At 45.2% G+C, this 23194-nt stretch carries 25 protein-coding genes; 23 read left to right on the plus strand and 2 right to left on the minus strand.

Features of this window, described 5'->3' with window-relative positions:
• Positions 1-33 precede the first annotated feature (33 nt).
• Together dnaN and dnaA are read right to left on the minus strand one after the other, a co-directional pair.
• Entirely contained in the window at positions 34-1134 is a 1101-nt protein-coding gene (gene dnaN / locus AB4558_RS14080) for a DNA polymerase III subunit beta (protein WP_017058809.1), read from the minus strand.
• 81 nt (positions 1135-1215) lie between these two features.
• Positions 1216-2637, minus strand: a complete 1422-nt coding sequence (dnaA, locus tag AB4558_RS14085) for a chromosomal replication initiator protein DnaA (protein ID WP_017058808.1) — start codon at positions 2635-2637, stop codon at positions 1216-1218.
• Between the two features lie 311 nt (positions 2638-2948).
• Between dnaA and AB4558_RS14090 the strand changes: the two genes are divergently transcribed.
• The 23 genes from AB4558_RS14090 (at position 2949) to glmU (ending at position 23143) form a co-directional block, all read left to right on the plus strand.
• Positions 2949-3698, plus strand: coding sequence for an amino acid ABC transporter substrate-binding protein (locus AB4558_RS14090; RefSeq protein ID WP_009848135.1), 750 nt, complete (start codon positions 2949-2951; stop codon positions 3696-3698).
• 135 nt (positions 3699-3833) lie between these two features.
• Entirely contained in the window at positions 3834-4505 is a 672-nt protein-coding gene (locus AB4558_RS14095) for an amino acid ABC transporter permease (RefSeq protein WP_009848134.1), read from the plus strand.
• A complete protein-coding gene (locus AB4558_RS14100) occupies positions 4502-5239 on the plus strand; it encodes an amino acid ABC transporter ATP-binding protein (RefSeq protein WP_017063027.1) in 738 nt (245 codons plus the stop codon). Before AB4558_RS14095 ends, AB4558_RS14100 begins: the two co-directional genes overlap by 4 nt.
• A 206-nt stretch (positions 5240-5445) precedes the next feature.
• Entirely contained in the window at positions 5446-5580 is a 135-nt protein-coding gene (gene rpmH / locus AB4558_RS14105) for a 50S ribosomal protein L34 (protein ID WP_004735800.1), read from the plus strand.
• Positions 5581-5625: 45 nt separating this feature from the next.
• Complete coding sequence (gene rnpA, locus AB4558_RS14110; RefSeq protein WP_017055478.1) at positions 5626-5949, plus strand: ribonuclease P protein component; 324 nt, start codon at positions 5626-5628, stop codon at positions 5947-5949.
• The gene (gene yidD / locus AB4558_RS14115) at positions 5916-6173 is read left to right on the plus strand and encodes a membrane protein insertion efficiency factor YidD (protein WP_004735802.1); all 258 of its coding nucleotides are present in this window, start codon (positions 5916-5918) and stop codon (positions 6171-6173) included. Before rnpA ends, yidD begins: the two co-directional genes overlap by 34 nt.
• A 2-nt stretch (positions 6174-6175) precedes the next feature.
• Positions 6176-7798: a membrane protein insertase YidC gene (gene yidC / locus AB4558_RS14120; RefSeq protein ID WP_372073278.1), complete on the plus strand. Its 1623-nt coding sequence runs from the start codon at positions 6176-6178 to the stop codon at positions 7796-7798.
• Between the two features lie 130 nt (positions 7799-7928).
• Positions 7929-9290: a tRNA uridine-5-carboxymethylaminomethyl(34) synthesis GTPase MnmE gene (gene mnmE, locus AB4558_RS14125; RefSeq protein ID WP_372073277.1), complete on the plus strand. Its 1362-nt coding sequence runs from the start codon at positions 7929-7931 to the stop codon at positions 9288-9290.
• A 50-nt stretch (positions 9291-9340) separates the two neighbouring features.
• On the plus strand, positions 9341-9775 hold the full coding sequence (mioC, locus tag AB4558_RS14130) for an FMN-binding protein MioC (protein ID WP_017058804.1): 435 nt from the start codon (positions 9341-9343) through the stop codon (positions 9773-9775).
• A 481-nt stretch (positions 9776-10256) separates the two neighbouring features.
• Entirely contained in the window at positions 10257-12152 is a 1896-nt protein-coding gene (gene mnmG, locus AB4558_RS14135; RefSeq protein ID WP_017058802.1) for a tRNA uridine-5-carboxymethylaminomethyl(34) synthesis enzyme MnmG, read from the plus strand.
• The gene (rsmG, locus tag AB4558_RS14140) at positions 12152-12784 is read left to right on the plus strand and encodes a 16S rRNA (guanine(527)-N(7))-methyltransferase RsmG (protein ID WP_017058801.1); all 633 of its coding nucleotides are present in this window, start codon (positions 12152-12154) and stop codon (positions 12782-12784) included. Before mnmG ends, rsmG begins: the two co-directional genes overlap by 1 nt.
• Before the next feature lie 14 nt (positions 12785-12798).
• Positions 12799-13572, plus strand: a complete 774-nt coding sequence (locus AB4558_RS14145; RefSeq protein ID WP_029235097.1) for a ParA family protein — start codon at positions 12799-12801, stop codon at positions 13570-13572.
• 23 nt (positions 13573-13595) lie between these two features.
• Entirely contained in the window at positions 13596-14477 is an 882-nt protein-coding gene (locus AB4558_RS14150) for a ParB/RepB/Spo0J family partition protein (RefSeq protein ID WP_372073275.1), read from the plus strand.
• 192 nt (positions 14478-14669) lie between these two features.
• Positions 14670-15059: a F0F1 ATP synthase subunit I gene (locus AB4558_RS14155; protein WP_017058798.1), complete on the plus strand. Its 390-nt coding sequence runs from the start codon at positions 14670-14672 to the stop codon at positions 15057-15059.
• Between the two features lie 8 nt (positions 15060-15067).
• Entirely contained in the window at positions 15068-15865 is a 798-nt protein-coding gene (atpB, locus tag AB4558_RS14160; protein ID WP_017058797.1) for a F0F1 ATP synthase subunit A, read from the plus strand.
• Between the two features lie 48 nt (positions 15866-15913).
• The gene (gene atpE / locus AB4558_RS14165; RefSeq protein WP_004411110.1) at positions 15914-16171 is read left to right on the plus strand and encodes a F0F1 ATP synthase subunit C; all 258 of its coding nucleotides are present in this window, start codon (positions 15914-15916) and stop codon (positions 16169-16171) included.
• 59 nt (positions 16172-16230) lie between these two features.
• Positions 16231-16701 (plus strand): F0F1 ATP synthase subunit B, encoded by a 471-nt coding sequence (gene atpF / locus AB4558_RS14170; protein WP_032545592.1) that lies wholly within the window; start codon positions 16231-16233, stop codon positions 16699-16701.
• Between the two features lie 15 nt (positions 16702-16716).
• Positions 16717-17250: a F0F1 ATP synthase subunit delta gene (gene atpH / locus AB4558_RS14175; protein WP_017058795.1), complete on the plus strand. Its 534-nt coding sequence runs from the start codon at positions 16717-16719 to the stop codon at positions 17248-17250.
• A 13-nt stretch (positions 17251-17263) separates the two neighbouring features.
• Positions 17264-18805, plus strand: coding sequence for a F0F1 ATP synthase subunit alpha (gene atpA, locus AB4558_RS14180; protein ID WP_102321083.1), 1542 nt, complete (start codon positions 17264-17266; stop codon positions 18803-18805).
• 48 nt (positions 18806-18853) lie between these two features.
• A complete protein-coding gene (atpG, locus tag AB4558_RS14185) occupies positions 18854-19720 on the plus strand; it encodes a F0F1 ATP synthase subunit gamma (RefSeq protein WP_016794171.1) in 867 nt (288 codons plus the stop codon).
• Between the two features lie 34 nt (positions 19721-19754).
• Positions 19755-21158 carry a F0F1 ATP synthase subunit beta gene (gene atpD, locus AB4558_RS14190; RefSeq protein WP_048610850.1) on the plus strand — a complete coding sequence of 468 codons (1404 nt, stop codon included), beginning with the start codon at positions 19755-19757 and terminating at the stop codon, positions 21156-21158.
• A gap of 18 nt (positions 21159-21176) precedes the next feature.
• Positions 21177-21599: a F0F1 ATP synthase subunit epsilon gene (locus AB4558_RS14195; protein ID WP_004735742.1), complete on the plus strand. Its 423-nt coding sequence runs from the start codon at positions 21177-21179 to the stop codon at positions 21597-21599.
• 182 nt (positions 21600-21781) lie between these two features.
• The gene (gene glmU, locus AB4558_RS14200; protein WP_017058790.1) at positions 21782-23143 is read left to right on the plus strand and encodes a bifunctional UDP-N-acetylglucosamine diphosphorylase/glucosamine-1-phosphate N-acetyltransferase GlmU; all 1362 of its coding nucleotides are present in this window, start codon (positions 21782-21784) and stop codon (positions 23141-23143) included.
• Positions 23144-23194: the final 51 nt, after the last annotated feature.

Raw genomic sequence — 23194 nt, forward strand, 5'->3', positions numbered from 1 at the left:
CAATCACGACTCGGTAGGTCAACATAGGGCTGCTTATAAGCGAATTGGCATAACAACGTACATCGCGCTGTCATCTTGTGCGTTCTCGATAAGAGCACTCGCATTGGCGTCTGACATTGAGATGCGAACCTGTTCACAACGCAGTGTGTTCAGAACATCCAATACGTAGCTTACGTTGAAGCCAATCTCTAGCGCGTCACCGTCGAAGTTAACATCGAGTACTTCTTCTGCTTCTTCTTGCTCTGGGTTGTTCGCGGTAATGCGCATCTCGCTATCCGCAAGGTTAACGCGAACACCACGGAATTTTTCATTCGATAGAATCGCAGCACGAGAAAATGCTGAACGTAATTCATCACAGCCAGCTTCAAGTGTCTTGGTGGTATTTTGCGGCATTACGCGGCGATAATCAGGGAAACGACCATCAACCAGCTTAGAAGTGAAGACATAGTTGTTCACTTCAGCTCGCACGTTAGAGTTACCAATTTGCAGTGTTACTGGCTGTTCAGGTGCATCCAATAGCTTCACTAACTCTTGAACACCTTTACGAGGAACAATGATCTGCTTCTGAGCAAAATCCGCACCCAGTTGTGCTTGAGATACTGCCATACGGTGACCATCGGTCGCTACGCTGCGCAGGATAGAGCCTTCAATCTCAAACAACATACCGTTGAGGTAGTAACGAACATCTTGGTTCGCCATTGAGAATTGTGTTTTCTCGATAAGACCGCGAAGTTCAGCTTGTGTCACTGACACTTCAACTTCACTGCTCCAGTCTTCAATATTTGGAAAATCTGCCGCAGGTAATGTTGCTAAAGAGAAGCGGCTACGACCAGAGCGAACCTGAATACGGTCACCATCCAATACCACCGTGATCACTGAGTTATCTGGCAATCCACGGCAGATATCTAGGAATTTACGTGAAGGTACGGTAATGCTACCCGCTTCGAAATCACCTTCAAGCGTTACACGGCTGATCAGTTCAACTTCTAGATCCGTCGCTGTCATCGACAACACGTTATCTTCTACTTTAATCAGTAGGTTTCCTAGAATTGGAAGCGTTGGCCTACCACCGAGTGCGCCAGATACTTGTTGTAATGGCTTAATCAGGTGACTACGTTCAATGGTAAATTTCATATCTTGCTCTTACGGTCTAAATGGCACTGCGTAATAGTACGTGGCCAAGATTCTGCTTATTAAGGTTAAGAATACTGTGTATTAAGAAGAAAGGGTACGAATCAAGTTCGAATAATCTTCTTTAATGTCGTGGCTCTCTTCACGCAGCTGAGCAATCTTACGACAAGCATGCAGTACCGTCGTGTGGTCACGACCACCGAATGCATCGCCAATCTCAGGCAAGCTGTGGTTTGTTAGCTCTTTCGCCAGTGCCATCGCCAATTGACGTGGACGAGCAACAGAACGAGAACGACGCTTAGACAATAGATCAGCGACTTTGATTTTGTAGTACTCGGCTACTGTCTTTTGAATGTTATCAATAGTGACCAGTTTTTCTTGCAGTGCAAGTAGGTCACGCAGTGCTTCACGCACGAAGTCGATCGTGATCGGGCGGCCAGTGAAGTTTGCATTCGCAATAACACGGTTCAATGCGCCTTCCAGTTCACGAACGTTAGAGCGTAGACGCTTAGCAATAAAGAACGCCACTTCATCCGCAAGGTGAATTTGGTGGTCTTCGGCTTTCTTCATCAAGATCGCAACACGTGTCTCAAGCTCTGGTGGCTCAATCGCTACCGTCAAACCCCAGCCGAAACGAGATTTAAGACGATCTTCTACCCCGTTGATCTCTTTTGGATAACGGTCAGACGTTAGGATGATCTGTTGATTGCCTTCAAGCAGCGCGTTAAAGGTATGGAAGAACTCTTCTTGAGAACGCTCTTTATTAGCAAAGAATTGGATGTCATCGATAAGCAATGCATCAACACTACGGTAGTAGCGCTTAAATTCTTCGATCGCGTTGTTTTGCAGAGCCTTTACCATATCCTGAACAAAACGCTCTGAGTGCATGTAAACCACTTTCGCATTCGGCTTATTATCAACAATGGCGTTACCCACCGCATGCAACAAGTGCGTTTTACCTAAACCAGTGCCGCCGTATAGGAACAACGGGTTGTAGGCTGTACCTGGGTTATCAGAAACCTGACGTGCCGCAGCCAAACCGAGTTGGTTCGACTTACCTTCAACAAAGTTATTGAACTTATGTTTTGGGTTCACGTTTGAGCGGTGATTCAAGTCAACCGCGACAGGCTCTTCATCACGCCAGATATTATGGACAGGTTTGCGAGCTTGTAATTGCGCAGGTGCTGATGACTCAGCGGCCACATCAGCTGCAGTGCGAGTCTGAGTTGGTGTCGGTGTCGCAGGCTTTGGTGCAATCACACGCTTGCTTCCCACTTCAAAATGAAGATGTGGGATATCGTTACCGCAATATTCTTGCAGCAGACGGTTAATGCTATTTAGATACTTATCACGAACCCAATCGAGTACGAAACGGTTCGGTGCAAATAGAGTTAGAGTATTGTCATTGAGTTCCGCTTGTAACGGACGAACCCACATACTGAATTCTGTAGCTGGTAACTCTTCTTGAAGCTGTTGCAAACACTGCAACCAAAGCGAAGATGACACGGTGCCCTCACTCTATTTAAAGTAATATGAAATGACCGCTAATTTTACCTGTTGATAAGTCAGATCACCAGCAATTGATCACAGATCCAGTGAATAAGATCCAAGTTATTCACAATAAATTTGTAATTTATCGGTGGATCCACACATCTTGCCCCTAATTTACTCACACAATGACCCACTTATGCCCGGATCCTTGCTAGTTATCCCCAAATCGGGAATTCAATCTGGTTATGGTTAATAACATCTGGTTATTTATTCTAGTGAGCATTTTCCCAGTAACATCCAAACCCATAAATATAAGGAGTTACCAAATGAATAACTGGATTAAGGCTGCAATTGCGGCTATCGCACTCTCTGCTGCTACTGTTCAAGCTGCGACTGAAGTTAAAGTCGGCATGTCTGGTCGCTATTTCCCGTTTACGTTCGTTAAACAAGACCAGCTACAGGGTTTTGAAGTGGATTTATGGGATGAGATCGGTAAGCGTAACGATTACAAGGTTGAATACGTAACGGCAAACTTCTCTGGTCTGTTTGGTCTTCTTGAAACGGGTCGCATCGATACCATTTCAAACCAAATTACAATGACGGATGCACGTAAAGCGAAATACCTATTCGCAGACCCATACGTAGTAGACGGCGCACAAATTACCGTTCGTAAAGGTAATGACAGCATTAAAGGCATCGAAGACCTTGATGGCAAGACGGTTGCGGTAAACCTAGGCTCAAACTTTGAACAACTGCTTCGCAGCTACGACAAAGATGGCAAGATCAATGTAAAAACCTACGATACAGGTATTGAACATGACGTGGCACTGGGTCGTGCCGATGCATTCGTAATGGATCGCCTATCAGCACTAGAGCTTATCAAGAAGACTGGTCTACCATTACAACTAGCAGGTCAGCCATTCGAAACAATTGAAAACGCTTGGCCTTTCGTCGACAACGATAACGGCAAAAAACTGCAAGCAGAAGTAAATGAAGCATTAGCAGCAATGCGCGCAGATGGTACGCTAGAAAGTATCTCTCAGAAATGGTTTGGTGCGGACATTACTCAGAAGTAATTACTCACTTTCTCCATTCAATGCCCACTGCTTTATACAGCGGTGGGCTTTTTGCTTTTGTGCACTGATTAAAAAACCTGATACAACAGTACTTACATATAGAACAACACTGCCAATAAAAATACGAGATAGATTATGGGATTTGACTTTAATTACATGCTAGAGCTGTTGCCAATACTACTGAAGTATTTAGGCACCACGATGGAGATGGCGACCTGGGGCTTGTTCTTTGCTCTGATCCTGTCTCTGATACTGGCGAATATTCGTGTATTCAAAATCCCAGTGCTCGACCAACTGAGCCAGCTGTACATTAGCTTCTTCCGAGGCACACCACTGTTGGTGCAGCTGTTCCTCCTTTATTACGGCTTACCACAAGTCTTCCCGTGGATGGTTGGGTTGGATGCCTTCAGCGCCGCTGTGATTGGCTTAACCCTGCACTTTGCCGCGTATATGGCAGAAAGTATTCGTGCCGCGATTATCGGTATTGATCGCAGCCAGATGGAAGCCAGCCTTTCGGTCGGTATGACAACCAGCCAAGCGATGCGCCGAGTGATCTTACCGCAAGCAACTCGCGTGGCACTGCCGTCGTTGATGAACTACTTCATCGATATGATCAAGTCGACTTCACTTGCCTTCACCCTAGGTGTCGCCGAAATCATGGCTAAAGCTCAGATGGAGGCTTCTTCAAGTTTCCGCTTCTTCGAGGCTTTCTTAGCAGTCGCACTGATTTACTGGGGCGTGGTGGTTATCCTCACTCGTATTCAAATTTGGGCCGAAGTGAAACTGAATAAGGCGTATGTACGATGATCAAATTACAAAGTATCCACAAGCAGTTTGGTGACACCGAAGTTTTGAAAGGGATCGACCTAGAAATCAAACAAGGTGAGATAATTGTCATCATAGGTTCAAGTGGTACGGGTAAATCTACCCTACTGCGTTGTGTGAATTTTCTAGAGCAAGCCGATCAAGGCACGATTTCGATTGATGATATCAAGGTTGATACTCAGAAACACACTAAGGCAGAGGTGCTTGCACTGCGTCGTAAGACCGGTTTTGTGTTCCAAAACTATGCACTGTTCGCTCACCAAACCGCGAGACAGAATATTGCTGAAGGTTTAATTACCGTTCGTGGTTGGAAAAAACAGCAAGCCCATGAAAAAGCACAACAAATACTTGATGATATTGGCTTAGGTGACAAAGGTGATAGCTACCCAGCCGCGCTCTCTGGTGGCCAGCAACAACGGGTGGGTATTGGCCGTGCAATGGCACTACAACCCGAGCTTTTACTGTTTGATGAGCCGACTTCAGCGCTCGATCCTGAGTGGGTTGGCGAAGTGCTTAACCTAATGAAAAAACTGGCAAATCAGCATCAAACCATGCTGGTGGTTACCCATGAAATGCAGTTCGCGAGAGAGGTCGCAGACCGAGTGATCTTCATGGCTGACGGTCATATTATCGAGCAGGGATCTCCACAGGATATTTTTGGTAATCCACAGGATCCTAAATTAAAAAAATTCTTAAATAAGGTTGGGATCGACTAAGGATCCTTGTGATTTTAGTTATTCTACGTATAATCCCCCGACCGGAATTTTAGTTAACCCAATCATTGACACTTTTTGTGACAGTGATTACAATTCCGCCTCTTTGTTGAGAGGCGTCGGTTTTCCTTTCTTATATAAAGAAGAGAAAAAATGCCCACGCCGGGTTTAACAAAAACCTAAAACTACTGATCAGTAAGGTAATTACAATGAAACGCACTTTTCAACCTACAGTTCTAAAGCGTAAGCGTACTCACGGTTTCCGTGCTCGCATGGCTACTAAGAACGGTCGCGCAACAATCAATGCACGTCGTGCAAAAGGCCGTAAGCGTCTTTCTAAGTAATCTTTGATTATTTTGAATAAGCTAGCCTTCGGTCGGGAGTTACGCTTGTTAACTCCCGAACATTATCAAAATGTCTTCAAGCAAGCTCATCGAGCTGGCTCCCCTCATTTCACCATCATTGCCCGAAATAACTCTCTTTCAAATCCTCGTCTTGGATTAGCCGTTCCGAAAAAGCAGATTAAAACCGCCGTGGGTCGTAACCGATTCAAGCGTCTTACTCGTGAAAGCTTTCGTAACACTCAACACAAACTTCCTAACAAAGATTTTGTTGTAATCGCTAAGAAGAGCGCGCAAGATTTAAGCAATGAAGAAATGTTCAAGCTACTCGACAAATTATGGCTTCGCCTGTCTCGCCCTTCGCGTGGATAGCGCTAATACCCATCTATTTTTATAGATGGTTTATTAGTCCACTCATCGGCCCACGCTGCCGATTTACTCCAACCTGCTCTTTATATGCGATAGAAGCGTTGAAAGCTCACGGTTTTGTAAAAGGGTGTTGGTTATCAGGCAAACGTCTATTAAAATGCCATCCTTTGAACGAAGGGGGCTTTGACCCCGTTCCACCAGTCCAAAAACAAGACAGAGATAAATAACGATGGATTCTCAACGTAATATCCTGTTAATCGCATTGGCTTTGGTTTCTTTCCTACTGTTCCAACAATGGAACGTAGCTCAGAATCCAGCACCACAAGCGGTTGAGCAGGCACAATCTGGCAGCACCCTACCAGCGCCATCTTATGCAGATGATCTAGACCCGGCTCCTGGTCAAGTTGCTTCTTCTGCTAAAACTATCACAGTAACAACTGATGTACTGACTCTGTCAATTGATACGGTTGGTGGTGATGTCGTTAAAGCAAACCTAAACGATTACTCTGCTGAGTTCGATTCTGAAGATACGTTTGTTCTTCTTAAAAACGAACCAGGTCACCAATTTATCGCACAAAGCGGTCTAGTGGGTCCTCAAGGTATCGATTTAAGCAGCACAAACCGCCCAAGCTACACAGTTTCAGCAGACAGCTTCACGCTTGCTGATGGTCAGGATGAACTACGCATCCCGATGACTTACCAAGCGAACGGCCTTGATTACACGAAAACATTCATCCTTAAGCGTGGCAGCTACGCAATGGATGTTGAATACGATGTAGTCAACAACTCTGGTAACAACGCGACATTCGGCATGTACGCTCACCTGCGTCAGAACGTAATGGATGACGGCGGTAGCCTAACAATGCCAACTTACCGTGGTGGTGCTTACTCTACGGAAGATACGCGTTACAAAAAATACAGCTTCGACGACATGCAAGATCGCAACCTGTCTCTTAACCTAGCAAACGGTCAAGGTTGGGCAGCGATGATTCAGCACTACTTTGCAAGTGCATGGATCCCACGCGACGAAGTAGGCAGCAACCTTTACACTCGTGTAATTGGTAACCTTGGCGACATCGGTGTTCGCATGCCGAACAAAACCATCGCTACTGGCGACGAAGCAAACTTCAAAGCAACGCTTTGGGTTGGTCCTAAACTTCAAGACCAAATGGCTGCTGTTGCACCTAACCTAGACCTAGTAGTTGACTACGGTTGGTTATGGTTCATTGCTAAACCACTTCATACTCTGCTTTCGTTCATTCAAGGCATCGTTGTGAACTGGGGTCTGGCAATCATCTGTCTAACTTTCATCGTTCGTGGTGCTATGTACCCACTAACGAAAGCTCAGTACACGTCTATGGCGAAAATGCGTATGCTTCAGCCTAAGCTGACTGCAATGCGTGAGCGTATCGGCGACGACCGTCAACGCATGAGCCAAGAAATGATGGAGCTTTACAAGAAAGAGAAAGTAAACCCACTAGGTGGCTGTTTACCTATCCTTCTGCAAATGCCTATCTTCATTTCGCTATACTGGGCACTAATGGAGTCTGTTGAACTGCGTCACTCACCGTTCTTCGGTTGGATTACTGACCTTTCAGCACAAGACCCATACTACATCTTGCCACTTCTGATGGGTGCTTCAATGTTCCTAATCCAGAAGATGAGCCCGACAACTGTAACGGATCCAATGCAGCAGAAGATCATGACCTTTATGCCGGTTATGTTCACATTCTTCTTCCTGTTCTTCCCTTCAGGTCTGGTTCTATACTGGCTAGTATCGAACATCGTAACTCTGATTCAGCAAACACTTATCTACCGCGCGCTGGAAAAGAAAGGCTTACATTCTAAGTAAGTTCGATAATAGAAAGAGACAAAGAAAGGCGACCAAAAGGTCGCCTTTTTGTTTTTAGCTGATTACAATTCAGCTAATTGATTAATCGTGAGCGCCCCTTTTTGGCTTTCACATGCTAGCAGGCACAACTATGACTACAGATACGATTGTTGCTCAAGCGACTGCACCCGGCCGTGGCGGCGTCGGTATTATTCGCGTTTCAGGCCCACAAGCAGCCCAAGTTGCGCTTGAAGTTACCGGCAAAGTACTGAAACCACGTTACGCTGAGTACACCCCTTTTAAATCTCACGATGGTTTAGAGCTAGACAAAGGCATCGCGCTTTACTTTCCTAACCCGCACTCGTTTACCGGTGAAGACGTTTTAGAGCTGCAAGGCCACGGTGGTCCTGTGGTAATGGATATGCTCATCAAGCGCATCCTCGCTATTCCAGGGCTACGCGCAGCACGCCCAGGTGAGTTCTCGGAGCGTGCCTTCTTGAACGACAAGATGGATTTAACCCAAGCAGAAGCGATTGCTGACCTCATTGATGCCAGTTCAGAAGAAGCGGCGAAATCAGCTCTGCAATCGTTGCAAGGTGAGTTCTCGAAACGCATTAATACGCTGGTGGACTCTCTGATTCACTTACGCATCTATGTTGAAGCCGCTATCGACTTCCCAGAAGAAGAGATTGATTTCCTTGCTGACGGTAAAGTAAGTGCTGACTTACAAGCTATCATCGACAACCTCGAAGCGGTTCGCCAAGAAGCCAATCAAGGTGCCATCATGCGTGAAGGTATGAAGGTGGTGATTGCAGGTCGTCCTAATGCCGGTAAGTCGAGCTTACTGAATGCATTATCGGGTAAAGACTCCGCGATTGTGACTGATATTGCAGGTACAACCCGTGATGTACTTCGTGAACATATCCATATTGATGGTATGCCACTGCACATTATTGATACCGCAGGCCTGCGTGAAGCCTCGGATGAAGTCGAAAAAATCGGTATTGAACGCGCTTGGGAAGAAATTGCTCAAGCCGATCGCGTTTTATTTATGGTCGATGGCACCACTACCGATGCAACCGACCCGAAAGATATCTGGCCAGATTTCGTTGATCGTCTGCCGAATAACATCGGAATGACCGTGATTCGTAACAAAGCCGATCAAACCGGTGAAGATCTCGGGATTTGCCATGTTAATGATCCAACTCTGATTCGACTATCAGCAAAGACGGGACAAGGCGTTGATGCACTACGTAATCACTTAAAAGATTGCATGGGCTTTGCTGGTGGCAATGAAGGTGGCTTCATGGCACGTCGTCGCCACTTAGATGCCCTAGAACGCGCATCTGAGCATCTAGATATTGGCCAGCAACAGCTCGAAGGCTATATGGCAGGGGAAATCTTGGCAGAAGAACTGCGTATAACGCAGCAACACCTTAACGAGATTACTGGTGAATTCAGTTCCGATGACCTACTCGGCCGTATCTTCACCTCTTTCTGTATTGGTAAATAACCTTTAAAGGCCGGCTCATGCTGGCCTTTTTCTTTAGTAAGGACAGCTTAATGATCCACATTATTACAGGCAGCACCTTAGGTGGTGCAGAGTACGTTGGCGATCACCTTAATGATCTTCTTGAAGAGCAAGGCCACGAGATCACCCTTCATAATCAGCCTGAATTCGATGATATTCCCCAACAAGGCTTTTGGTTGCTGGTGACTTCAACTCATGGTGCGGGTGAATTTCCAGATAATATTAAGCCGTTTATCGACGCATTGACCCAGCAATCTCCAGATTTAAGCCCGGTTCGCTTTGCTGTCGTGGCGCTTGGTGATTCGAGTTACGATACCTTCTGTTTGGCGGGAAAATCAGTCCACAGCCAGATGAAAGAGCTCGGTGCTCAGCCTATTTCTGACTGTTTTACCATCGATGTATTGGAAACTCCGGTACCAGAAGACGCAGCAGAAGCTTGGTTCAACGATCATAGCGACCAGTTTTAACCTCTCTCCTCTCTCAAAAAGCGGCTTATGCCGCTTTTTTTGTCTCTGAACATCGTGATTGTGAATAACTTTTTTCAAAAACATCGAAAATTAGCGATCTATTTTCAATTTCTGCTGTGGATAAGATCATACATATACGGTGATTAACCTATAGTTATCCAAATAACAAGTTTTAGGCTAATTTCCTCCTGTGAATAAGTAGCCATTTTGATCCCAGCTAATCCTCATCCTGATCAAAGTTAGATCACATCATTTGATCCAAAAAAGATCCATGATCTCGTTGATCATTTCCGACTTATCCACAGATACCCTCGATCCTAATAATAGATCTAATAAAAGATCTCCTTAAAGATCTTATCTATATTAATTAAAAACAGCTTTTTCGAAAAATCCCAAAAACGTTTTCTCAGGCTATGAAAACAGGTAGAATATCGCTCCTTTTTATCAATCTAGAAAACGTTTGAATACCTGAGGTCGGTTCATGCTTTATCACGAAAAATTTGACGTCATCGTTGTTGGTGGTGGCCATGCAGGAACGGAAGCCGCACTCGCATCTGCACGTACTGGTCAAAGTACGTTATTACTTACTCATAATATCGATACACTAGGACAAATGTCTTGTAACCCAGCCATTGGCGGGATCGGTAAGGGCCACTTGGTAAAAGAGGTCGATGCAATGGGTGGATTAATGGCGCAAGCTATTGATCATGCAGGTATTCAGTTCAGAACATTGAACGCATCAAAAGGCCCTGCGGTTCGTGCTACTCGTGCACAAGCTGACCGCGCACTGTACAAAGCCTTTGTTCGTAACGTTCTTGAAAACACGCCAAACCTGACTTTGTTCCAACAGTCGGTTGATGACTTGATCGTTGAACAGGATCAAGTGGTAGGTGTGGTAACGCAGATGGGCCTTAAGTTCCGCGCAAGCGCAGTGGTTCTGACTGTGGGCACATTCCTAGGCGGCAAGATCCATATTGGTATGGAAAGTTCTTCAGGTGGCCGTGCTGGTGATCCACCATCGATCGCACTGGCTGACCGTCTTCGTGATCTTCCATTCCGAGTTGATCGCCTGAAAACAGGTACTCCTCCTCGTATCGATGCGCGTAGCGTTGATTTTTCTGAGCTTGAGGTTCAGCACGGTGATAACCCGACGCCTGTTTTCTCGTTCATGGGCAGCCGAGCTCAACAACCTCGTCAAATTCCATGTTACATCACGCATACCAATGAAAATACGCATGACGTAATTCGTGCCAACCTTGATCGCAGCCCTATGTACGCGGGTGTGATTGAAGGCATTGGCCCTCGTTACTGCCCTTCGATTGAAGACAAAGTAATGCGTTTTGCTGACAAGAACAGTCACCAAATTTTTATTGAGCCAGAAGGTCTAACGACTCACGAGCTATACCCGAATGGTATCTCTACCAGTCTGCCGTTTGATGTACAGGTTCAAATTGTTCGTTCGATGAAGGGCTTTGAAAATGCTCATATCGTTCGCCCTGGCTATGCGATTGAGTACGATTTCTTTGATCCTCGCGACCTTAAGCTGACTTACGAAACTAAGTTTATCAAAGGTCTATTCTTTGCGGGTCAAATCAACGGTACCACTGGCTATGAAGAAGCGGCTGCACAAGGCTTGATGGCCGGTCTGAATGCAAGTTTGTTTACTCAAGGCAAAGAAGGCTGGAGTCCACGTCGTGACCAAGCTTACATGGGCGTGCTTATCGACGACCTATCTACCATGGGTACCAAAGAACCTTACCGCATGTTTACGTCTCGCGCGGAATACCGTCTGCTGCTTCGTGAAGACAACGCCGATATCCGCTTGACTGAAAAGTCGCGTGAACTTGGCCTTGTTGATGACGCTCGTTGGGCTCGTTTCAACGAGAAGATGGAAAACATGGAGAAGGAGCGTCAACGTCTGAAAGAGACTTGGATTAATCCAAAATCTGAAGATATTGATCAACTGAACCAAATTCTGAAAACACCAATGTCTCGTGAAGCGAGCGGTGAAGATCTTCTTCGTCGCCCTGAAATGACTTATTCACAACTAACGGCATTGGATCGTTTTGGCCCTGCATTGGAAGATCAACAAGCATCTGAGCAAGTTGAGATCCAAGTGAAGTACGATGGTTATATCCAGCGTCAACAAGACGAAATTGAAAAATCACTGCGTCATGAAAATACCAAATTGCCTGCTGATATCGATTACAGCAAGGTGAAAGGACTTTCTAACGAAGTGGTTCTTAAACTAACGACTGCTAAGCCTGACTCAATTGGTATTGCTTCTCGAATTTCAGGTATTACGCCTGCAGCAATCTCAATTCTGTTGGTTTATTTGAAAAAACACGGCCTGCTGAAAAAAGGTGAGGAAGCATAATGAGCGCATTACGCGAAAAACTGGATCACCTGATTGGCCAGACTGAACTTGAAGTATCTGAAAAGCAACGTGGCCAATTGGTTGGCTACGTTGAGTTACTGAACAAGTGGAACAAGGCTTACAACCTAACGTCAGTTCGTGACCCGCAAGAAATGATGGTGAAACATATCTTAGATAGCATCATTGTTAGCACTCACTTACAAGGTAAGCGCTTTATCGATGTGGGTACGGGACCTGGTCTTCCGGGGATTCCGCTCTCAATCATGAATCCAGACTGCGAGTTTTACTTGCTAGACAGCCTAGGTAAGCGTATTCGTTTTATCAAACAGGTGATTCATGAGCTGGGTATCGACAACGTGGTACCGGTTCAAAGTCGCGTTGAAGAATTTCAACCAGAAGAAAAGTTTGATGCAGTGCTCAGTCGTGCATTTGCGTCAATGACAGACATGGTAGAGTGGTGTCACCATTTACCTAAAGAGCAATCCGGTGTATTTTTGGCTCTTAAGGGACAACATCCTAGAGACGAAATCGACCTGTTACCTGAATGGTGTTCAGTGACAGACATTAAAGCTTTGCAAGTGCCAGAGCTTGATGGAGAGCGTCATCTAGTTACTTTATCGCGTCAGGGATAATCAGCGAGGCCATAGTGGGTAGAATCGTAGCAATTGCCAACCAGAAGGGTGGCGTAGGAAAAACAACAACTTGCATTAATTTAGCAGCATCAATGGCGGCAACAAAACGCAAGATATTGGTTGTTGACCTCGATCCTCAAGGTAATGCCACTATGGCGAGCGGTGTCGACAAGTATCAAGTTGAAGCAACAGCTTACGATTTGTTGGTTGAAGACACCCCATTTGATGAGGTGGTTTGCCGGAGTACATCTGGCAATTATGACCTCATCGCCGCGAACGGTGATGTTACTGCGGCAGAAATCAAGCTGATGGAAGTGTTTGCTCGTGAAGTTCGTTTAAAAAATGCACTCGAACCCATTCGCAATAACTATGATTTCATCTTTATTGATTGTCCGCCCTCATTAAACCTTCTTACAATCAACGCGATGGCTGCGGCCGACTCCGTATTGGTTCCTATGCAATGTGAATACTTTGCTTTGGAAGGTTTGACTGCGTTGATGGATACCATCAGTAAACTCGCTGCGGTAGTAAACGAGAATCTTAAGATCGAAGGTCTTCTACGTACTATGTACGATCCTCGTAACCGCTTATCGAACGAAGTATCTGATCAACTCAAAAAACATTTTGGTAGCAAAGTCTACCGAACTGTTATCCCTAGAAATGTGCGTCTGGCAGAAGCGCCTAGTCATGGCAAGCCAGCAATGTACTACGACAAATATTCCGCAGGAGCGAAGGCATATCTTGCTCTTGCAGGCGAAATGTTGCGTCGTGAAGAAGTCCCAGTATAGGTCTAACCAAAGGAATTCGCTCAATGTCTAAGCGTGGTTTAGGAAAAGGGTTAGATGCATTACTTGCAACTAGCTCATTGGCTCGTGAAAAACAACAAGTTGCTTCTCATAGTCAGGCTTTGTCTGCAGAAGGCGAGTTCACAGAGATTGCTATCGGTAGCTTGAAGCCAGGCGTATATCAACCGCGTAAGGATATGGCGCCAGAAGCGCTAGAAGAGCTGGCCGCATCTATTCAATCTCAAGGTATTATTCAACCGATCGTCGTGCGTCCTTTAGCGTATGGACAATATGAGATTATTGCTGGTGAGCGCCGTTGGAGAGCTGCGCGTCAAGCTGGCTTAAAACAGGTGCCGTGCTTGGTCAAGAAGGTTGAAGACAAAGCTGCGATTGCGATGGCATTGATTGAGAACATTCAGCGTGAAGACTTGAATGTTATCGAAGAAGCACAAGCGCTAGAGCGCTTACAGAACGAATTCGAGCTGACACATCAACAAGTCGCCGAAGTGATCGGTAAATCGAGAGCAACGGTTAGTAACTTATTACGTCTAAATCAGTTAGAAAATGAAGTAAAAGGTTTAGTTTCCAATAAACAACTGGAAATGGGTCATGCTCGAGCATTGCTTGCGCTTGAAGGTGATACCCAGATTGAAGCAGCCAACACTGCGGCAACCAAAAAAATGACCGTGCGTCAAACTGAGCAGCTTGTCAAAAAGTGCTTAAAACCAGACGTTGAAGGTGAATCGAAGCCTGAAGACACAGAAGCTATCGAACTTTCACGAAGACTCACGGAAAAATTGCAAGCAAACGTTTCAGTTACTCGTTCTGTTAGCGGTAAGTCAAAAGTGACAATTACTCTTGATGAGCCTCACAAATTAGAGCAACTTATTGCTAAACTAGAGTACTAAATGAGATAATTGATTTAGGTCAATTATGTAATAAACAAGTAATTTCGTACAAAAGTTGTAGGTTTGTATGCAAAAATGTAAATGATTGCTGCATTGTTATTGCAATCAATTTGGCTGAACGTATAATTTTCGCCAATTTCTCAGCACGCTTTTAAGCGAGTAGTAAAGAAGGCTTAAAAGAGGAACGAATACATGGTAGCGGCGTTAGCAAGACCAGGACGAGTGCTTGCAAAGCAAATGTTATTGATCGAGCTTAGCGCGGTTATATTAGTGGCGATAGGGTTAGGTTTAGCTGTTAATCCTGATTGGGGTTTTGCTGCATTAATCGGTGGCGGTATTTTTGTCATCGCAAATGCAGTTTTTTGTGTGTGTGCTTTCCTATTTAGTGGAGCTCGCGCAACTAAGTTAGTTGCGGCGTCGTTCTATGCAGGCGAAGCGCTAAAAATCCTTATCACAGTTCTACTATTCTCTATTGTCTACATGTATATGCAGGTGGAATTAGTTCCCCTCAAACTGACCTATTTACTGGTTCTAGGTATTAATATCTTTGCGCCAGTGCTTTTCATTAACAATAAAAAATAGGATGAGTTATGGCTGCGCCAACAGCATCCGGATACATTGAGCACCACTTACAAAACCTTTCTTTAGCTAAGTTTGGTCTTGTAGAGGAGACAAGTTTCTGGAACGTACATATAGACAGTCTGTTTTTTTCGGTGTTGACAGGGATGTTATTCCTTTGGGTTTTTCGCTCAGTCGCTAAGAAAGCAACAGTAGGTGTACCTGGTAAGCTTCAGTGTTTTGTTGAAATGGTAGTTGAATTCGTTGATGGCAACGTTAAAGACACTTTCCATGGCCGCAACCCTCTGATTGCTCCATTAGCACTGACTATATTCTGCTGGATTATTTTAATGAACTTGATGGACTTAGTGCCTATCGATTTCTTACCATATCCTGCGGAGCATTGGCTAGGTATCCCTTATTTGAAAGTGGTTCCTTCAGCTGATGTTAATATAACCATGTCAATGGCCTTAGGTGTTTTTGCTCTGATGATCTACTACAGCATCAAAGTAAAAGGCTTAGGTGGATTCGCCAAAGAACTTGCTTTACATCCATTTAATCACCCAATCATGATCCCGTTTAACCTACTGATTGAAGTGGTATCGCTACTCGCGAAGCCTCTATCACTTGGTATGCGTCTATTCGGTAACATGTTCGCAGGTGAGGTTGTATTCATTCTTTGTGCGGCAATGCTACCGTGGTATTTACAATGGGTAGGCTCTCTACCTTGGGCTATCTTCCATATCTTGGTTATTTTGATTCAAGCATTTGTTTTCATGATGTTAACAATTGTTTATTTATCAATGGCCCATGAAGATGGCGATCACTAAAAATTTTTAAGTTTTATTCTAACTATTAATGTTAATCGGAGAACGTAAATGGAAACTGTACTAAGTTTTTCAGCAATCGCTGTTGCTATTATTGTTGGTCTTTGTGCCGTAGGTACTGCAATTGGTTTTGCTATTCTTGGTGGTAAATTCCTAGAAGGCGCTGCGCGTCAACCTGAAATGGCTCCAATGCTACAAGTTAAGATGTTCATCATCGCTGGTCTACTGGATGCTGTTCCAATGATCGGTATCGTAATCGCACTACTATTCACGTTTGCTAACCCATTTGTTGGTCAACTAGCAGGCTAATTAACTGTTAATTAGTTAATTAAATTTTTGTAGTTGATTCTTAACGAGGGGTAGCTGTTGTGAATATGAACGCAACTCTGTTAGGTCAAGCAATTGCTTTTTCTATGTTTGTTTGGTTCTGCATGAAATATGTATGGCCACCAATCATGCAAGCAATTGAAGAGCGTCAGAAAAAAATTGCTGACGGTCTAGTAGCCGCTGAACGCGCTGCTAAAAACTTGGATCTAGCACAAGCCAACGCTTCTGACCAATTGAAAGAAGCGAAGCGCACCGCAACTGAGGTTATTGAACAGGCAAATAAACGCAAGGCTCAAATTATTGATGAAGCTCGCGAAGAGGCTCAGGCAGAACGCCAGAAAATCTTAGCGCAAGCGGAAGCCGAAATTGAAGCTGAGCGCACACGTGCCCGTGATGACCTGCGCAAACAAGTCGCAACTCTGGCAATTGCTGGTGCTGAGAAAATCCTTGAGCGTACAATCGATAAAGATGTACACGATGATCTTCTTAACAACATTACTGCAAAACTTTAAAGCAAGGGGCTGTATATGTCTGATTTGACTACAATCGCACGCCCCTATGCTAAAGCAGCGTTTGACTTTGCGGTAGAGAAAGGTGAGCTAGACCAATGGGGTCAGATGCTTACTTTTGCTGCCGAAGTGGCACAAAATGATGATGTTCACAATTTCTTAAGCAGCTCTCAAACTGCTGAAAAATTAGCTGAAGTATTCATTGTAATTTGTGGCGAACAATTTGATGAATTCGGCCAGAACTTGATAAAAGTAATGGCAGAGAATGGCCGCTTAATGGCTTTTCCTGATGTTTGCAAAGAGTTCTTATTGCTCAAACAAGAGCACGAGAAAGAGATCGACGTTGAAGTCACTTCAGCGGTTGAACTTTCTAAAGAACAACGCGCAGAGATCAGCAGCAAATTGGAACAGCGCTTAGCGCGCAAAGTTCAGCTGAATTGCAGTATAGATGAGACTCTACTTAGTGGAGTTATTATTCGAGCCGGAGACCTAGTCATCGATAACTCAGCGCGCAGTCGTTTAGACCGCCTGAGCGATGCATTGCAGTCTTAATGGGGATTGGAGCATGCAACTTAATTCCACTGAAATTAGCGATCTAATTAAACAACGTATTGAATCTTTCGACGTTGTTAGTGAAGCTCGCAATGAAGGTACTATCGTTTCGGTAAGCGATGGCATCCTTAGCATTCACGGCCTAGCGGACGTGATGCAAGGTGAAATGATTGAACTACCGGGTGGCCGTTACGCGCTAGCACTTAACTTGAACCGTGATTCGGTTGGTGCTGTTGTAATGGGCCCATATGCTGACCTACAGGAAGGCATGAAAGTTACAGGTACGGGTCGTATTCTCGAAGTACCAGTAGGTCCTGAAATGCTTGGTCGTGTGGTAAACACGCTAGGTGAGCCAATTGATGGTAAAGGTCCTATTGATGCGAAATTGACTTCGCCTGTAGAAATTATCGCACCAGGTGTAATCGACCGTAAATCGGTAGATCAACCTGTTCAAACTGGTTACAAGTCAGTTGACTCAATGATCCCTATCGGTCGTGGTCAGCGTGAACTTATTATCGGTGACCGTCAGACTGGTAAAACAGCGATGGCGATCGATGCGATTATTAACCAAAAAAATTCTGGTATTTTCTCTATCTACGTTGCAATCGGCCAAAAAGCGTCGACTATCGCTAACGTAGTTCGCAAACTAGAAGAGCACGGCGCACTAGCAAACACTGTTGTTGTTGTTGCATCGGCTTCTGAATCTGCAGCGCTGCAATACCTTGCACCGTATGCTGGTTGTGCGATGGGTGAATACTTCCGTGATCGCGGTGAAGATGCACTGATTGTTTATGATGATCTATCTAAGCAAGCTGTCGCTTACCGTCAGATCTCACTACTGCTTAAGCGTCCACCAGGTCGTGAAGCGTTCCCTGGTGATGTTTTCTACCTTCACTCTCGTCTACTAGAGCGTGCTGCTCGTGTAAGCGAACACTACGTAGAAGAATTCACTAAAGGCGAAGTGAAAGGCAAGACGGGTTCTTTAACTGCTCTTCCTATCATCGAAACGCAAGCTGGTGACGTATCTGCATTCGTACCAACGAACGTAATCTCGATTACTGATGGTCAGATCTTCCTACAAACTGAGCTATTCAACGCGGGCGTACGTCCAGCTGTTGACCCAGGTATCTCAGTTTCTCGTGTAGGTGGTTCGGCGCAGACTAAAATCATCAAGAAGCTATCTGGCGGTATCCGTACTGCTCTAGCTCAATACCGTGAACTTGCAGCATTTGCTCAGTTCTCTTCGGATCTTGATGAAGCGACTAAGAAGCAGCTAGACCACGGTCAAAAAGTTACAGAACTGATGAAGCAGAAGCAATACGCTCCTATGTCTGTATTTGACCAAGCTCTAGTAATCTTCGCTGCAGAGCGTGGATACCTTCAAGACGTTGAACTTTCTAAAGTTCTAGACTTTGAAGCTGCTTTACTGTCGTTTGCTCGTGGTCAATATGCCGATCTAGCAACACAGATCGACACGACGGGTGCTTTCAATAAAGAAATCGAAGCTGAGCTGAAGAAGCTTGTTGACGATTTCAAAGCAACCCAGACCTGGTAATTGGTAGGTGGTCTTAGGGCCACCTCATACCATTAACGGAGAGTAACGATGGCCGGCGCAAAAGAGATACGTAATAAAATCGGTAGTGTTAAAAGCACACAGAAGATTACGAAAGCAATGGAAATGGTAGCAGCTTCAAAAATGCGTCGTTCTCAAGACGCAATGGAAGCTACTCGTCCATATGCAGAAACAATGCGTAAAGTGATCGGTCATTTGGCTAATGGTAGCCTCGAGTATAAGCATCCTTATCTTGAGGAACGTGAAGCCAAACGTGTTGGTTACATCATCGTTTCTACAGACCGTGGTCTTTGTGGTGGTTTGAACATTAACTTGTTCAAGAAAGCCATGAACGACATGAAAGATTGGTCTGAGAAAGGTGCTGACGTTGAACTTGCAATTGTAGGTTCTAAAGCGACAGCATTTTTCAATAACAGCGGCGCGAAAGTAGCAGCTCAAGTTTCTGGTCTGGGCGATCGTCCAAGCCTTGAAGACTTGATTGGCTCTGTAAGCGTTATGCTGAAGAAATATGATGAAGGCGAATTAGATCGCCTGTTCGTAGTGTTCAACAAGTTTGAAAACACTATGGTTCAAGAACCAACGATCGATCAATTACTTCCTTTGCCTAAATCAGACAGCGAAGAAATGAAACGCAGTCATTCTTGGGACTACATTTATGAGCCCGAGCCAAAACCACTACTAGATGCACTATTGGTTCGCTATGTCGAATCTCAAGTGTACCAAGGTGTGGTTGAGAACCTTGCTTGTGAGCAAGCGGCTCGAATGATTGCAATGAAATCAGCAACAGATAACGCTGGTGACATTATTGATGACTTAGAACTTGTGTATAACAAAGCGCGTCAAGCGGCGATTACACAAGAACTTTCTGAGATCGTTTCAGGCGCAGCTGCGGTTTAAGCTTAGGTAAAACTAAATAGTTAGAGGATTAACGATGGCTACAGGTAAGATCGTACAGATCATCGGTGCGGTAGTCGACGTAGAGTTCCCACAGGGTGAAGTACCTCGTGTATACGACGCTCTGAATGTTAATGAAGTACAAGAACGTCTAGTTCTTGAAGTTCAGCAACAACTTGGCGGTGGCGTAGTTCGCGCAATCGTAATGGGTAGCTCTGATGGTTTACGTCGTGGTTTGACAGTTGAAAATACTGGCGCTCCAATCTCAGTACCAGTAGGTACTAAGACATTGGGTCGTATCATGAACGTCCTAGGTGACGCGATTGATGAGTGTGGTGAAATCGGTGCTGAAGAGCATTACGCAATTCACCGTGAAGCTCCAAGCTACGAAGAGCAGTCTAACGAGACAGCTCTTCTAGAAACTGGTGTTAAAGTAATCGACTTGATTTGTCCATTCGCTAAGGGTGGTAAAATCGGTCTATTCGGTGGTGCTGGTGTAGGTAAGACCGTTAACATGATGGAACTTATCAACAACATCGCACTTCAACACTCAGGCCTATCTGTATTTGCAGGTGTAGGTGAGCGTACTCGTGAAGGTAACGATTTCTACTTTGAGATGCAGGAAGCAGGTGTTGTAAACATCGAAAAACCTGAAGAATCAAAAGTAGCGATGGTTTACGGTCAGATGAACGAGCCACCAGGTAACCGTCTACGTGTTGCACTGACTGGTCTAACAATGGCAGAGCGCTTCCGTGACGAAGGTCGTGACGTTCTACTGTTCGTTGATAACATCTACCGTTACACACTAGCAGGTACTGAAGTATCAGCACTTCTAGGTCGTATGCCTTCTGCGGTAGGTTACCAACCTACACTAGCTGAAGAAATGGGTGTTCTACAAGAGCGTATCACGTCAACTAAATCTGGTTCTATCACGTCTGTACAGGCGGTATACGTACCAGCGGATGACTTGACTGACCCGTCTCCAGCAACAACGTTCGCTCACTTGGATGCAACGGTTGTACTTAACCGTAACATCGCATCTATGGGTCTATACCCAGCGATCGACCCGCTAGATTCTACTTCACGTCAACTGGATCCATTGGTAGTTGGACAAGAGCACTACGACATCGCTCGTGGCGTTCAGTCTACTCTTCAGCGCTATAAAGAGCTGAAAGATATCATTGCTATCCTAGGTATGGACGAGCTATCTGAAGAAGATAAGCAAGTTGTATCTCGTGCTCGTAAGATTGAGAAGTTCCTAACTCAGCCTTACCACGTAGCGGAAGTATTTACAGGTGACCCAGGCGTTTACGTACCTCTTAAAGAGACTCTACGTGGCTTCCAAGGTCTTCTATCTGGTGAATACGATGACATTCCAGAGCAAGCGTTCATGTACTGTGGTGCAATTGACGAAGCTATCGAGAATGCTAAGAAGCTATAAGGCTAACTAGGAGGCGATATGGCAGCAATAACCTTTCACCTAGACGTTGTAAGCGCAGAGAAACAAATTTTCTCAGGCCTTGTTGAGACGTTTCAGGTGACCGGTAGTGAGGGTGAGCTTGGTATTTTCCATGGTCATACTCCACTGCTGACCGCTATCAAGCCTGGTATGGTGCGTATTGTTAAGCAGCACGGCCACGAAGAAATTATTTATGTTTCTGGTGGTATGGTAGAAGTTCAGCCTGGTACAGCGACTGTACTGGCTGATACAGCTATCCGTGGTGAAGAGCTAGACGCAGCAAAGGCGGAAGAAGCTAAACGCAAGGCTGTGGAGAATATCCAAAATCAGCATGGCGACATAGACTTCGCACAAGCGGCCGGTGAACTGGCTAAAGCCATTGCTCAGTTACGAGTTATCGAACTGACAAAACAGCGTCGTTAATCTTTTTAAGATTACAGACTCTGAGATAAAGGCGACCTAAGGGTCGCCTTTTTGCATTTTTAGATTCTCAAAAATGCTTCTTTTACGTATCACTACTGGTTAAATGGTTATTGCGATTTAATTTTTTGCCCAAAAACGGTTACAATATCGGCTTAATAAAAATAACGTTGGATAGGTTTACAATGAAGTTTAGCGCGGTAATTCTCGCGGCGGGCAAAGGCACTCGCATGTATTCAAACACACCAAAGGTTCTGCACACACTTGCGGGTAAGCCAATGGTGAAGCATGTTATCGATACATGTAATGGTCTAGGCGCTCAAAACATCAACCTGGTTTACGGCCACGGTGGTGATCAGATGAAGGCTACCTTAGCTGAAGAATCTGTAAACTGGGCACTGCAAGCTGAACAGCTCGGCACAGGTCACGCTGTGGATCAAGCATCTGCACATTTCGCTGATGATGAAAAAGTATTGGTGCTCTACGGTGATGTTCCACTAATCTCACCTGAAACCATTGAAAACCTATTAGACGCTCAACCAAACGGTGGCATCGCGCTACTTACTGTCGTGTTAGACAACCCGATGGGCTACGGACGTATTATTCGTCGTAATGGCCCTGTTGTGGCTATCGTTGAACAGAAAGATGCAACGGATGAGCAGAAGCTTATCAAAGAGATCAATACCGGCGTTATGGTGGCGACTGGTGGCGATCTGAAGCGCTGGTTGTCAGGTCTAAGCAACGACAACGCACAGGGTGAATATTACCTGACTGACGTTATCGCTGCGGCTCACGACGAAGGTCGTGCAGTTGAAGCGGTACACCCAGTAAGCCCAATTGAAGTGGAAGGCGTTAACGATCGTTCGCAACTGGCTCGCCTAGAGCGCGCTTACCAAGCTACGCAAGCCGATAAGCTATTGAAGCAAGGCGTGATGCTACGCGACCCTAGCCGCTTTGATCTACGCGGTGATCTGCAGTGCGGTATGGATGTCGAGATCGATACTAACGTTATCATTGAAGGCAGTGTCAGCATTGGTGATAATGTGGTTATTGGTACGGGATGTGTACTGAAAGACTGTGAGATTGACGACAACACCATCGTTCGTCCATACAGCGTTATTGAAGGGGCAACGGTGGGGGAAGACTGTACCGTTGGTCCATTCACTCGCCTACGTCCGGGTGCCGATATGCGTAATAACTCGCACGTCGGTAACTTTGTTGAAGTGAAGAACACTCGCCTTGGCGAAGGCTCTAAAGCCAACCACCTGACTTATCTTGGGGATGCTGAAATTGGTCAGCGCGTAAACGTGGGTGCGGGTGCAATTACTTGTAACTACGATGGGGCGAATAAGTTTAAGACCATTATTGGTGATGACGTGTTTGTTGGTTCAGATAGTCAATTAATAGCGCCTGTTACGATTGGTAATGGTGCTACCGTTGGAGCTGGCTCTACCGTAACACGCGATGTTTCTGAAAATGAGCTAGTTATCAGCCGTGCGAAAGAACGTAAGATTGCTGACTGGCAGCGTCCGACTAAGAAAAAGTAGTCTCTTAATAAATAAGATGATTTAAATGAAAGTCAGTAGTACCGCTACTGG

The sequence above is a fragment of the Vibrio sp. 10N.222.51.C5 genome (assembly GCF_041474575.1).
Taxonomy (GTDB): Bacteria; Pseudomonadota; Gammaproteobacteria; order Enterobacterales; family Vibrionaceae; genus Vibrio; species Vibrio crassostreae_C.